Genomic DNA, 13,221 nt, shown 5'->3' on the forward strand with positions numbered 1-13,221 from the left:
ACCCTAAAAAGTTAGGCAGTTATTTATTATATTAAGCGACACTCTGGGAATGAGTTCGATACTGGACCGGGCTCATTCCCTTTAGTTTAGCCTTGAACGCTTTTGATTGTAGTACTCAATATAAATAAAGAGCTCTTGTTTAAACCGCTCAATACTATCGAATTCTTTTAAATATAGGAATTCAGATTTCATTGTGCCAAAGAAACTTTCTATATACGGCGTTATCGTAGCAATTCCCTTTGCGCGACATACTTTGCTGGATACCACGTCGTATAAGAGCATGGCGATAGGCTTTCATTTGATAGTGCCAGCCTTGATCAGAATGAATGAGAGGGCTATCTTCAGCTGAAAATCGTTCAAATGCTTGATCCAACATGTTGGAAACTAAAGTGTATACAGGCCTTGAATCAATCGTATACGTAATAATTTCGCCGTTAAACAGATCGAGCATGGGAGAAAAATATACTTTTTCTCCACAACATTTAATTTCTGTTATATCCGTGACCCACTTCTCATTGGGCTTCTTCGCATGAAAGTCACGCTCGAAATATTAGGTGCTATCTTACCAACCATACCTTTATACGAACGGTATTTTTTCATCCGCACACTGCCATTCCGGGATCCTGAGCGGAATTATAACTTTTGATATTAGCCGGATTTGCTTCACTAATTGGGATCCCTCAGCTCGTTTCGTCGGGAGACCAACCTGCTTTAAGCAATAAGCTACCTAGAGCAGGCAATATTCCATTGCCCATCTAATTCTCCTTTGTGTTCTATGTGTTTTAAAATACTGATTATCATCTATGAATGTTAAAATTAGCTAGAGGAATGCCGATTAATATTTTTAATTGGTTGAAAAAGGGGGATAAATATGGCTTAACTGCGAGACTTGACTTTCAACGGTCTGGATTATCTGATTACTTGCCTCGAAAAAATAATCAGGATGCGCAATATGATTCATTGTATTTGAAAGTCAAAGAGGCCAGATCACGGGCAGTACTTCATGAAGAGTCTCAACCAATTGGTTTTTTTACATCAAAATAATTCGACACCTCTCCGAGAATTGATATCATTGCCAGCACACCTCCATGATAAGACGATTCGCGAAGTTCTGTTTGAGTCTTTGGATGGCAGCACTGTTGATAGTCGTATGATGAATGCATTACATCGGTTCGGCTACACGTGTTTAGAATTAATGGAACTAACTCCTTACGACTTTATGGTCTTGCGTAATTTGGCGCAAGATCCCAGAAACGTTTTGCGGAGTTGTTGTGGTCTTTGAAGGAATAGAAGATGAGAATTTAGTCTAAGGGAGATGACTATTAGTGAGTAGTCTTGTATCAGAAGGTAGAATTGTAAATATGGGACAGGAAGCTTTTAATGACGCTTTGAAATATGTAAAGGAGGCAAGGGAATGTCTTGCATCAAATAGGTATCATGGTATGTGGAGTGCGGCTCGCGCTGCAATGTTTAGTATGTGTTTGTCTGCAGAATCAGATTTATCTAAATTGATTGCATTAAGCCTAAGGAGAATTGGTGATACAAATTGGACAGGAGTTCAAACAGAAATTTATGAAAATTTAACTGCCTACTCCAAAGAGAATGAATATCCTCCGGATGAAATAAAGACAATTGGTAAAAAGTATAAACAACTACTCTTAATTAACGGGTACAACGAGGCGCCACTTCCTGATGGTTACTGGGATGCTGCCAAATTGAGAAACAAAATTACTCATTATTCATTTTCTAAACAGCACTCTGTATATTCAATGAGTATTGTTGACGACATAGTAGTTTCATTGAACGAGATAAGGAATTTTATCCTTCATATATGGTCTATTGCTGATCAGGGAACCCCTCATTGGATACATGCAAGTGAGTATAAAGAGCTTGACGAACTTGACGCATCCAATGAAACTCATGTCAACAGAACTATAAGACGCGTTAGAAAAATTTAGATGGGATTCTAACAAATATAAACTTCAAAAGATATCATATATACTAAGTCTATACAATATAACGCAATGCATGATAAAATTTGCTTGTAAGAGGATAACAAATAAAAGGGATTCTCTGGTTAAGTTTCAAGCATAATTTAGAGGATTCTGTATAAACTAAAAGAGTAGAGATGTTGGTAGCATCCTACTCTTTTAGACAACAGCCGCTAACAAAGCGGAAAGCCTAAAGGTTTTAGCGGAGAAATAGACCGTTCCATTGCCGTGGGGGGTCTATTTCTTTTTGGTGTATGTAAGAAATGCCAGAATGAACATACCGAACATGAACATTAAGGAGAGTGCTTGATATACTTCCATGCCATCACCCCCTCTCGGGTGATTTGCTGACCACCTATTAGCTGATTTCTGCTGTTATAAGAATAATTATATCTTGTTTTGCTGGATATGCAATTAATGTTCGTATTATATGAGAACAGTTTTTTATGAAAGATTTAGACTTGGACTTTGAAATTTTAGGGTAGGATTTAGTTATGCCCGATTGGAGATAGCCAAATGAGGCAACTCGTGGGTGTGACGACGGCCGACGATGATGATGATTTCAAGCCTAGAAATCTACGGCGATAGTTTTGGTGCTGGCTTTCCTGCTTTGCTTGCCATCAACTAAGGAAATACCGGGCCGGGATTCGCCTGGAAGGAAACTAAAAAAGGTAATTTCGGCCTATTGTATTGATACTGGAGCAATAGGCAGTTACAGGGACTAGAAATAGGTCATTTTCCGTTCACGGTCAACCTATTTCTTTTGTTCAATGCTAGGTCAATCGTAAAGCAGAAAAAAGGACACGAAGTCCTAAGCAGACCTCGTGCCCTCGAATCAACGGATTCATAATTCCGTTGTACTTCTTGTTATTTCACGAATGTATCCAGCAGCTTTAGGGTGACGACAGCATCGTCAGTCTCCTGCAACCCCGAATCACTTAGAAATTGCTCGCGGAGCTCTTTTTTATTCTTACCTAATGCATACTTAACACTAATATCTACGACATTGCCATGCGAACGAAATGCGGGGAATTGGTCCAACGAAAAAACAACCGCATCCGCTTTATATGTCTTCGAATCATCAGCCCCACAAGGAGATTTGGAATCATCCGGACATATGTTTACGGTAATGGGAAGGTGCCGCGGATCGTGCTTGGCTATTTCCCAATTGATGGAGCCGTCGATGTACTGGCTGATTTCGTGATCCTTCCTCGTATTCTCGACCGCAGAAACGACATAGAGCCGATCCGGAACGGCTTGATTATTCTGATTGACGGCATCTTTCACCAAGAAAACGTATTGGTAGCGGATGCTGATATTTTCTTCTCGATCTCAGAGATTTCTGTCAAAGGTTCTGTCTTCACTGAACCAGCGGATTTGATGCCTTCCAAATCATAGATTACGCTTAAAATCGATTCAGGGTCCGTGTTCTGCGGGACGGTTTGTTTGACGGACGTGCTGCAGCCGGTAAAAAGGGCAGCGAAGGCCATGAAGATGGCTATGACATATCTGTTCTTTTTGCGAATCACGCCTTTCCCAATCCTCCTTCAACTGCATGTATGATCATGTTTAATAAATGAAGCTATCAAAAGTAAGTTGATGGAATTCGTGGCATAATGCAAGTTAGGACGATACTTAGGGACGGGTGAAGGAGAAGACGGATCAAAGATCCTTAATGGCCTGCGTGGTAAGCTACCTTTAACCGAAAGCCAAATCCAGAACTTACAGATCCATCACCACTTTCTGCATGGACCGGCCGATTGATATCGTTGAACATGAAAAAAAGGACACCAAGTCCTAAGCAGACCTCGTGCCCTCGAAAGGTTGCATATTGGAATTTTTACCGAACACTGCCTGATGCTCACTGCTCCTCTAAGCTTCCTCAACCGGCTTCACTTCAACGTCCTCACATCCACCGTATTAGATATAACATCAACTTCATTCGGAATAATCCCTTTTTCAAACATATAATCGGCCACTTCTTGCCAACGTTGGCGGACGGTGTCATCAATAGGGTCTAGCGGGAATAAAGAGCCTTCTAATTGTTGATGAGCAACGGGTTCGGAGACGCCTTGGATGTCCTGAATTAATTGGACGGTGTGATCGATGTCCTCGGACAGAAGCGCGGACTCTTCATTCAAGCCTTCGAACACTTCAAACACGAGTTCAGGATGCTCCTTCAGGAAGCCGTTTCGCACAATATACACCGTATCATTATCGGATTCGATGTCGCCTGCGGAAATGACCAGCTCTGCACCGAAGTCGACGAGCGCCACGGCCGTGAACGAACCCCATGTCGCCCAAGCGTCGACTTGCCCGCTTTCAAAAGCGGGACCTGCTTCCGTTGGCGGAAGATAGACAATCTCGACTTCGCTTGCATCGAGTCCGCCTTTCTCCAGCGCTTTGTATAGTAGGTATTCGCCCGTACCGCCGCGGTTTACAGCTATCTTCTTGCCTCGAAGGTCGGAAGGACCCTTAATGCCCGCTTCCGGTTTGGCCACAATGCCTTGATTATCTTGATCGCCTTGCTGCTTGGTAAAAATGGTGAATTCCGAGGAGCCTCCGACAAGTGCGCTGATGGCCGCCGTAATCGAGCCGATCGTAATGTCGATGGAACCGGCGTTTAACGCTTCGATCGCCGGCGACATGGCGGCAAAACCGCCTGTTTTTTCAACTTTCGCTCCGGCTGCTTCCAGCCTTTTATAGAGGGGACCGCCTTCATCGGATAGACTTAATGGCTGGGCACTGCGCAGTATGCCAAGACGAACGGGTACAGCCTCATCCTCAGCATTGGCTTGTTTCGCTTGACCGGCTTTACCGCAAGCCGCTAACGTAACTAACAGAAATATGAATAGTACATGTAAGCTTATTTTTCGCATAGGACACTTCCCTTTTTGCCGGATCAATTAATGGATTTGATGAGCCCAAGTGAAAACCTTCTCCTGTTCTTCTTGCTTCGGTGTGGTTGCCGCTTGATGGTCAATGCGAAGATGGGGCAGGATGTATTCTCCTACACGGTAAGCTTCTTCGAGCAATGGAACACCGGAGAATATAAAGGTTGAAATGCCAGCATCTTGATACTCTCTTATGCGCGCCAGAACGGTTTCCGGACTGCCTACGATCGTTGTGCCCGGACCTGGTCTTACCAGACTCATCCCGGCCCATAAATCCGGATAAATTTCGAGCTCTCGAGCGTCTGTAGGAATTTGGCCGTTGTGATTGCGAAGCATGCGCTGCTGCCCCACCGAATCGCTATTTCGAAGGATGGTTTGCATGTTTTCCACGGTCTGCGGATCCATCGTCTTCAGCAGCCGATCCGCTTCTTGCCAAGCTTCTTCATCCGTATCGCGAACGATCAGATATAGCCGGATGCCATATCGCATGGTACGCCCTTGCTCTGCAGCTAATGCTTGAAGATCTTGAATCTTCTCTGCGACTTGCGGAGGCGTTTCCCCCCAGCTCAGGTACGTATCGATATGCTTGGCTGCCGTGAGATGAGCAGCTTGCGACGATCCGCCGAACCACAGGGGCGGCGTTGGCTTCTGCGTGGAGGTGAGCTGTAAGGCTTTGCCTTCAGCCGTTATATACTTGCCATGGAAGTCCAGGCTGTCTCCGGCCACCGCTTGTTTCCACACCTGAATCCATTCATCCGTGTAGGCATAACGTTCATCATGCCCAAGCGTTGAACCATAGGCGCGCATTTGCGCCGTGTTTCCGTTCACGATGTTTAATAATACGCGTCCTCCGGAAAAATCATCGAAGGTTTGCGCCATTTTCGCGGCCAGCACGGGTGAAATCAACGGTGGATGAACAGCGATCAGAAAACGCATGTTGTTCGTGCTGGATATGAGGGATGATCCAAGCACCCACGTATCATGCGGGCCCGTTGCAAGCAGTGCACCGGTAAACCCTAATTGGTCTACAGCCGAGGCAATCTGCCTTAGGTAAGGTAAATCGATTTTGCGAGCGCCCTCCGTTGACCAAGGGCTGCGGCCATCCGGCGCTGTTAAATACCAATACACTTCAACGTTGTCTTTATGTGCAGCCACGTTATTCTCCTCCAATTTCTACGGGTACAGGCAAAACGGCATCTGAAACGACAATTTTCTTAGGCAAAATGTGCTGTCGTGCTAACAGATCGGCAACCCGCTGCTGTTCAGTTATGAATTCTTCGGTAATCGGCTGCAGCCCCCAAGGCCTCCGCCGTAGTGCCGCTTCCCATGAATCCACGGAAGGCCAATGGGGCAAATCCCGTGCAAAAAGCTCTGCCGCTTCACGCGTATTTTCTTGAATCCAACCATCGGCCTGCTGCAGAGCTTCGACAACGGCCTTGAGCAGCTGCGGTCGATTGGTCGCAAAATCCCGATCGGCAAACCATACGGAACGGTGAGAGATATGGGACTCAAGCGGCACTAGCGTGCGAACGAGTCCTTTGTTATGCAGTTCCGTCAGCTGCGGATCGTTGCCGACCCAAGCCTCCACTTCGCCGGCCAGCAATGCATTGGCACCCTCATTGCCTATATCAACACGAGCGACATCATCATATAGAAGGCCTTCTTTATCGAGCGCGGTTGCCAGAAAACTCGTATGCCAGGACCCTTCGGAAAGCGCAATGCGCAACCCTTTCAAATCCGCAACGGATTGCACCGGCGACTCTTTGCGAACGACTAAGGCTCCGCTAGCTGTACGAGGGTTCGATACCGCAACGTACACAATATCGATATCCGAAGCCTGCGCGGTTAACGGCGGCGTAGACCCTGTACCTCCAAAGTCGATTTCTCCCGAAGCGATACGTAGAGGCGTCTTCGCTCCATCGGTGTAATCGACCCAAGCAACGGATGCGTTATGGTCTTTAAGAATCTCTTCTAAAAAGCCTAAGCGGCGCAATACAAATAACGAATGATTATTGGGATGAACGCCGATGGTTACGTCTGCTTTACTTTGAGTCATGTGAGGACACTCCTTTGGGTATGTTTTGTTCAGCCGCGGCTAATGGTTCTGGAAGACTCCAGTCCCATACGTTCACGGGATTCGGGATGAAACCATGCTCGAACAGGAACCTGCTTTGGGCATCAAGGGCCGTTAGATAGTCTTCGCGTAGTGCCGGTCGAAGCGAAATATTACGGTAAGCGGAGGCCACATATTCGGATGAAGCGCCGGTTTCTTTTGTAACGACCCGAATGAAATCATTGGGATGATCTTTGGACCAATCCGCGGCGCGAAGCAGAGAAGTGAGAATCTGTTCAACGACATGTTCCTGCTCCGTCAATGCCGTATCGACGGTCACGGTTCGGGGCACGCCATTGTTGACTCGCACCAGCGGATCCGGATGGAACCCAAGCTCGATCACTTCCTTCACGGCGACCGTACGGGCGGTCTCAAGCCCGGTAGCTCCTTTGACAAAAACGGCATCGATCTCGCGTCGCTGCAGCGCCTCGATCTCGGTATTCCATGAATCCCTTCTTCCTTCAGGAACCGCCTCAAGATGAACGATGCTTACGTCATCCAGCGTAAGATTCGCAAGCGAGAGCGCATTATGAAAACCGCGAAGTGCTTGGGCCGCTCGAAAATCAATCTCTAAATAACGATGGCGAGGAATTCCGATTCTTTTTCCACGCAAATCGCCAGGCTCCTGAATATCCGAGTCGGGAAGGGTAAGGATCGCTTGATATTCATCGACCCAGCTAAGTCCGATCAGCCGTGTATCACTCCCGGTAGAGCGCGCCCATAAAGCCGGAATATTTCCTCCTTCCCGCACCAGGAAAGGCAAGGTGTGATTAAAATGCGCATGAGGCAAAGCGTGATTGGCGTCTCTTGTCAGTTCCGCCGCCGTACATCCGGACTTTTCAAGCTCCTGATGAAGCAGCCCTAGGTCAAGGGCCAAACTGGCTGCTGTCGGAACCGGGCAGCGGGTAATCCTAATTTCCTTCACGATTTCTTGCGGTTTATCGATGTTAGGCATGCTTCAGGGCTCCTTTCTTTTTTCGGTTTCACGTCCGGTCATCGCTCGCTTTTGATCCACCTCCTTCAAGAAATGGTTATCCATTAAGCCTTACAAACGGGCATATGCTAGAACCTATGACCCTTTCTTTAAGGGATAGGGGAGGTCTTCTGCTTCATTTCGGCTTTCCACTTCGGTTATGCCCATGACCCGTTTAAGGATTTTATCGATGAATGCTGCCACCTCGGCATTTCCCCGTTGACGCGGACGTGAGAAAGGGACAATTCGATCCATAGCGATGCTGCCCTCTTCAATGAGCACCACGCGGTCGGCCAAGAGGACAGCCTCTTCGACATCGTGCGTAATCAAGACGGTCGTAAATTGCTGCTGCTGCCACAGCCATTCGATTAATTGCTGCATTTCAATACGGGTCAATGCATCCAGCGCTCCTAAAGGTTCATCGAGCAGCAATAATTTAGGATGGCTGGCTAACGCTCTTGCTAAGGCGACTCGTTGTTTCTGACCGCCGGACAGCACGGATGGCCATTCATTGGCTCGCGCACCCAGCCCAACCTGCTCTAAAGCGGCTTCGGCTTTATGACGGTCTTCTTTTCGAAGTCCGATCGCAACATTATCGATGACCTTATTCCAAGGCAAAAGCCTTGCATCTTGAAACATCATCCGAGTTTCGGGATGTACATGCTGAACCGGTTGGTCATTGATCCATATTTCTCCCGACGTGGACGGTTCCAATCCGGCGATCACGCGCAATAACGTGCTTTTCCCGCAGCCGCTTCGCCCGATAACGGCAATAAACTCTCCTGGCTTCACGTCTAGCTCAATGCCTCGAAGCACAGGTTGTTCGCCAAAGCTTTTCTGTAATCTTGCAATATGAAGTTGTACACCATGGGTAGAGGAGTTCAGGGTCGACACATCCTTTCAAACTTACTTTTGATAATTCGGGTTCCATTGTAAAAACCGCTTCTCTAACAACTTAGCTATGGAATCGGCCAACTTTCCAAATAAGGCATAAAGCAAAATGGTAAGAAGAATAATGTCGGTTTGCATGTATTCTCTTGCGTTCATGGCAAGAAAGCCAATTCCCGAATTCGTAGCAATCGTTTCGGATACGATTAGGGTCAACCACATGATGCCTAAAGCGTAGCGTAGTCCGACTAAAATGGAAGGAAGTGCGCCAGGCAGAACGACTTTCCAAAAGAGCGAAGCTGAGCGCAGCCCGTATACGTTCCCCATTTCGATCAATCCGTTGTCTACGGAGCGAATGCCGTGCATGGTATTGATGTAGACCGGGAATAACACGCCGATCGCGACCAAAAATATTTTCGACTCCTCGCCAATGCCAAACCATAGAACGACTAATGGAATCATCGCCAGATGAGGAATATTGCGTACCATTTGAATCGTCGTATCCAAAAATTTTTCGGCGATGGACGATAAGCCGTTAATAAAGCCCAGTACAAGACCGATCCCCCCGCCGATTAAGAAGCCAATGAACGCTCTTTGAAAGCTAATGGAGATATGCTCGATTAATTCTCCTGATAACAGCAAATCTCTGAAAGAAAATAAAACGTCCTGAGGCAGGGGGAGGATCTTCCTGGATATCACATCTTGATTGGATAATATGGACCACAGAACGATTAGTAAGATGGGGAGAACCCAAGGCATGCATTTTCCGATCATGGGATTGGAAATGAACTTTCGAATCACCTTCAACTCACCTAGCTTTCAATAATAGGATGGTAAAAATAAAAGGCCACAACTCCAGCAGAATATCCTGCTGAGGCTGTGACCTCCATTTGAATGGTCGGTATCATTTAATGATTAATAATTCCTATAAGTTTAATATGGATTTGATTATACTTCTCGATTTTAGTTTCGTCAACCTGAATTATGCTGAAGTTATGTTAAAATATGGTGCACTACGAATTCTCTCTCATTACGGAAAATACTTACTTGATGAAGATTTATAGGAGTGTTTCATATTAACAAAAAAATAGTCTTGTTGTATGTTGTTCTTGTTGCGTCCATCATAACTTCCTGTTCGCCAAGAAATCAGGAGCGAATAGAAGAATCCATTACATTGGATATGATAAATATTTATATGTACCGTAATGATTCCAGTTGGGTTCAACCCGAATTGATCAATGTACAAAATGATCCTGATTTGTTGAAGATTGCTGCACAATGGTCACAGAGTGGAGAATCCGAACAGCTGCCTAATATTCAAGAAATTAAACAAATGTATGTCTTTCAGTTTCAATTTCGCAACGGTGATACCATTCAAGATGTCAATTACATGTACGTTACGGATACGAGTAATGAGCATTATATGAAGGAATTTGAAGGGAGTCTTAAAAAGGATATCGACAAATTTGATGCTTCCGAAAAAGAATGGATACTAAATTTAATAGGACTTGAAGGCTGGAAAAAGGTTTCAGCATCAGACTTATTAAATTCGTGAGTTTATAAGACACGAAATGGGTCAGGACAAGAGAGTCTATTATTATGCTGAACATTGAATGAACAAATTAATTGAAATCGTTGCGAATGGGCGTATCAATGTTCTCTAGAAGAACTCGCAGAAGCTTGTTGAACGATATACATCGAGGAGGTTGACCCAACTAAATGAAAGCGAATATCGAAGGACTTCTCCATGTATTAGGAGAGCATCACAAGGAGGCCCACGGCATTTCTGAGGGAGACATTCAAGCAAAGGAACAGAGCTTGGGTTTCCCGTTGCCGACGGTGCTGCGGGAATATTATAAGATTTTGGGACGATCCCCATATATCACCCAAGGGTGCAATAACCAATATGAACCGCTACCTCTGCAGGATTTGTTCATTCCCGATGACACGTTTTTTACGACAGATAAGGCGTTTCTGGTTTTCTATCAAGTGGAGGAATCCGTAATCTATTGCGGGATCCGCATTCAGGATTTGGAGCAGGAAGATCCACCGGTCTATCTTTGCGTATGGAATTACCCCGACTGGCAGCTGGAAAATCAGTCGCTTCAACGTTTTCTCGCTGGCAAGGCACTTGTTCAGTTAGGCGTCGAGGATCGGCTACCGTTTTGGGCTATTTTCGATGAGAGTTTGTGGAGCTTGTCCGACTACTGCAGAAGCATATATTTGGAGCGGGAGCATGAGATAGATGAGGGGTCAGAATTGAATGCATGGAAAATCTACGTAAAGGACGATGTGCTGATCGTATTTGAACTCGACGTATCCGAGGAGGAGACGGATGAACTGTTGGCTGTATACCTGGCGTCCTTTGAGCAAGCTAGTTTGGAGAAGTTGCTGAGGGAGATGGGGAAAGTAAACAATTTGCCTACTTTTCGAACGAATCTGTCAGAACAGTGATGGATTGAGGAAGCAAGTTATATTTTTGGATTACTTGGACTTTTCTGTGTTTACAATACTGGGTAATATTATGGTACAATATGTATATAATAAAGTGAAGTGAGGATGCTGCTAACACCCTCACTCCTAACAACAGCCGCTTTTAAGGGCGGTAGGCAGTTATAGGGACTAGAAATAGGTCGTTACCCCATCTACGGGCGGCCTATTTTTTTTGTTTTGGTTCAATGCTAAGACAATGGTTACGACCAACCCGACCAGCGTGACAAGCAGCGAACCGAATTGGATCATTAATGTCAGAGCATCCTTAACCTCCACAGGCATCACCCCCCTTCCGGGAGACTAGCCGACCGCCCATATTAGCCATTCTGTTGTTATGGTTAATTATACCATAATAATAGAAGAGCGCCTATCTTATGGGCTGGTTCCGAAATCTGGTTATAACCGAATTACCCTTACAAAAAAGCCACCCCCAAAGCCTACGACAAACGTAGTCTCTTTAGGGACAGCTCCGTTTAATTTACATACAACTCCAACTGCCTTGCTCTACAACTTACTTCGCACTAGGCAGCAATTTATTCAACAAGATCGCTGCAAGCGAAGCAGCTAGAATCGGTGATCCGAGTAAATACTGTACGAACGTAGGCAACGTATACAAGAAATCTTTAGGAATGAGTACTAACGCTAACGTCAAAATCATTGGTATGGCGATAATGTACATTTCTTTTTCACCGATTTTTTCGTTCTTCATGACCTGGATCCCGTTAATCGAGATGATGCCGCAGACGATGGCGAATACGCCGCCGATGACCGCGGTTGGGATCGAGGAGATCAGCGCGGCTAATTTGCCGGAACACCCGAAGAGGACAAACCATCCGCCTACCGCCAGAAAGACTCGACGACTGGCCACACCCGTGATGGAGATAATGCCTGCATTCGTGGAATAGCCGGTAACCGGCGTGGAGCCGAGTCCTGAAGCAATCAGGCAGCTAATCCCTTCACCAATCACCCCACGGTTAATGTTCTTATCCGTTAACGGTTTATCAATGACGTTGCTGATGGCAAACCACGTACCCGTCGTTTCTGCCAGCAGTACGAGATAAATAATGATCATGGTGATGATCGCCGAGAGGTCGAACGAGAAGCCAAAATCCTTAAACGGAATCTGCGGCATGCTGAACCACTTGGCGTTTGCAACAGCGCTGAAATCCAGCACACCCATAAAGTTGGCCGAGATACATCCGATAATTAATGCGACCATCACGGACGTAACTCGGAATATCGCGCCTCTCGTGCGGAACAAAGAACCCAGGATCACGAACAGGATGAGTGCACCAGCTGAGATTAGGGCCAGCAGCACGTTTTGATTGATGGTAGCGTCCGTGGCGCCGTAGATATTGTCTCGAATAGCAACAGGCAATAACGACAGACCGACGATGAAGATGATCGTGCCTCCGACAATGGGCGGGATGAAGGATGTAACGATTTTATTGAAAACTCCCGTATATCCTAAAATAATCACGAGGATCGCGCCAATCAAGCTCGCGCCCAGCACGGAACTCCAACCCATCTCCCCGCCGCCGCTGGCGGCATAAATGGCGACAATCGCGCCGAGTGGAACATAGGAAGGACCCTGCGCCATCGGCAGCTTCATACAGAAATACGTTTGCACGATCGTGGCTAGCCCGGCCGCAATAAACGTGGATTGAATCAATGCGCTGGACTGATTGGGCGCCAAGCCGATTAACATGGCAATCAGGAAAGGGACGACATAGACGTCCATCGCGACGACATGCTGTAAACCGAGAATGGCGGATTTTCCGAATGAAATCTTACCGTCGGGAGGAACCGTTAAATGCTGTGATTTTGTTTGCGCGTCATTTAGCTCTTCTGCTTGTGTTTTCACTCCGC

Annotated in this window: 13 protein-coding genes and 2 pseudogenes; 3 read left to right on the forward strand and 12 right to left on the reverse strand. The window is 46.1% G+C overall.

The genetic code is table 11. The features are described 5' to 3' along the window. Positions 1 to 31: 31 nt before the first annotated feature. Positions 32 to 606 (reverse strand): annotated as a pseudogene (locus PAEVO_RS26075) (IS3 family transposase); the annotation flags it as partial. A 719-nt stretch (positions 607 to 1,325) separates the two neighbouring features. Between PAEVO_RS26075 and PAEVO_RS26080 the strand changes: the two are divergent. Continuing rightward, positions 1,326 to 1,958 (forward strand): hypothetical protein, encoded by a 633-nt coding sequence (locus tag PAEVO_RS26080; protein WP_133120358.1) that lies wholly within the window; start codon positions 1,326 to 1,328, stop codon positions 1,956 to 1,958. A gap of 270 nt (positions 1,959 to 2,228) precedes the next feature. Here the strand turns inward: PAEVO_RS26080 and PAEVO_RS34720 are convergent, their stop codons facing one another. From PAEVO_RS34720 to PAEVO_RS26115, 9 genes are all read right to left on the reverse strand, one after another. Next, on the reverse strand, positions 2,229 to 2,312 hold the full coding sequence (locus PAEVO_RS34720; protein ID WP_279300487.1) for a putative holin-like toxin: 84 nt from the start codon (positions 2,310 to 2,312) through the stop codon (positions 2,229 to 2,231). Between the two features lie 546 nt (positions 2,313 to 2,858). Beyond that, positions 2,859 to 3,281, reverse strand: a complete 423-nt coding sequence (locus tag PAEVO_RS34510; protein WP_243390940.1) for a hypothetical protein — start codon at positions 3,279 to 3,281, stop codon at positions 2,859 to 2,861. Continuing rightward, positions 3,275 to 3,520, reverse strand: a complete 246-nt coding sequence (locus tag PAEVO_RS34515; RefSeq protein WP_243390941.1) for a hypothetical protein — start codon at positions 3,518 to 3,520, stop codon at positions 3,275 to 3,277. The genes PAEVO_RS34510 and PAEVO_RS34515 overlap by 7 nt, the downstream gene beginning before the upstream one ends. A gap of 363 nt (positions 3,521 to 3,883) precedes the next feature. Beyond that, positions 3,884 to 4,870 carry an ABC transporter substrate-binding protein gene (locus PAEVO_RS26090; protein ID WP_100540422.1) on the reverse strand — a complete coding sequence of 329 codons (987 nt, stop codon included), beginning with the start codon at positions 4,868 to 4,870 and terminating at the stop codon, positions 3,884 to 3,886. 27 nt (positions 4,871 to 4,897) lie between these two features. Beyond that, the gene (locus tag PAEVO_RS26095; RefSeq protein WP_100540423.1) at positions 4,898 to 6,040 is read right to left on the reverse strand and encodes an LLM class flavin-dependent oxidoreductase; all 1,143 of its coding nucleotides are present in this window, start codon (positions 6,038 to 6,040) and stop codon (positions 4,898 to 4,900) included. Position 6,041: 1 nt separating this feature from the next. Beyond that, positions 6,042 to 6,941 carry an aliphatic sulfonate ABC transporter substrate-binding protein gene (locus tag PAEVO_RS26100; RefSeq protein ID WP_100540424.1) on the reverse strand — a complete coding sequence of 300 codons (900 nt, stop codon included), beginning with the start codon at positions 6,939 to 6,941 and terminating at the stop codon, positions 6,042 to 6,044. Continuing rightward, positions 6,928 to 7,953: an ABC transporter substrate-binding protein gene (locus tag PAEVO_RS26105; RefSeq protein ID WP_100540425.1), complete on the reverse strand. Its 1,026-nt coding sequence runs from the start codon at positions 7,951 to 7,953 to the stop codon at positions 6,928 to 6,930. Before PAEVO_RS26105 ends, PAEVO_RS26100 begins: the two co-directional genes overlap by 14 nt. Positions 7,954 to 8,067: 114 nt before the next feature. After that, complete coding sequence (locus tag PAEVO_RS26110; RefSeq protein WP_100540426.1) at positions 8,068 to 8,865, reverse strand: ATP-binding cassette domain-containing protein; 798 nt, start codon at positions 8,863 to 8,865, stop codon at positions 8,068 to 8,070. Between the two features lie 12 nt (positions 8,866 to 8,877). Continuing rightward, a complete protein-coding gene (locus tag PAEVO_RS26115) occupies positions 8,878 to 9,633 on the reverse strand; it encodes an ABC transporter permease subunit (protein WP_100540833.1) in 756 nt (251 codons plus the stop codon). A gap of 406 nt (positions 9,634 to 10,039) precedes the next feature. Here PAEVO_RS26115 and PAEVO_RS26120 point away from each other — a divergent pair, with 406 nt between their 5' ends. Continuing rightward, the gene (locus PAEVO_RS26120) at positions 10,040 to 10,414 is read left to right on the forward strand and encodes a hypothetical protein (RefSeq protein WP_243390942.1); all 375 of its coding nucleotides are present in this window, start codon (positions 10,040 to 10,042) and stop codon (positions 10,412 to 10,414) included. 164 nt (positions 10,415 to 10,578) lie between these two features. Then, positions 10,579 to 11,313, forward strand: a complete 735-nt coding sequence (locus PAEVO_RS26125) for an SMI1/KNR4 family protein (protein ID WP_100540428.1) — start codon at positions 10,579 to 10,581, stop codon at positions 11,311 to 11,313. 207 nt (positions 11,314 to 11,520) lie between these two features. Here the strand turns inward: PAEVO_RS26125 and PAEVO_RS33985 are convergent. Together PAEVO_RS33985 and PAEVO_RS26130 are read right to left on the reverse strand one after the other, a co-directional pair. Continuing rightward, positions 11,521 to 11,628, reverse strand: a pseudogene (locus PAEVO_RS33985) (putative holin-like toxin); the annotation flags it as partial. Between the two features lie 235 nt (positions 11,629 to 11,863). After that, complete coding sequence (locus PAEVO_RS26130; RefSeq protein ID WP_100540429.1) at positions 11,864 to 13,216, reverse strand: uracil-xanthine permease family protein; 1,353 nt, start codon at positions 13,214 to 13,216, stop codon at positions 11,864 to 11,866. Positions 13,217 to 13,221: the final 5 nt, after the last annotated feature.

This window comes from Paenibacillus sp. GM2FR, from assembly GCF_002803325.1.
GTDB classification, from domain to species: domain Bacteria; phylum Bacillota; class Bacilli; order Paenibacillales; family Paenibacillaceae; genus Paenibacillus_AQ; species Paenibacillus_AQ lautus.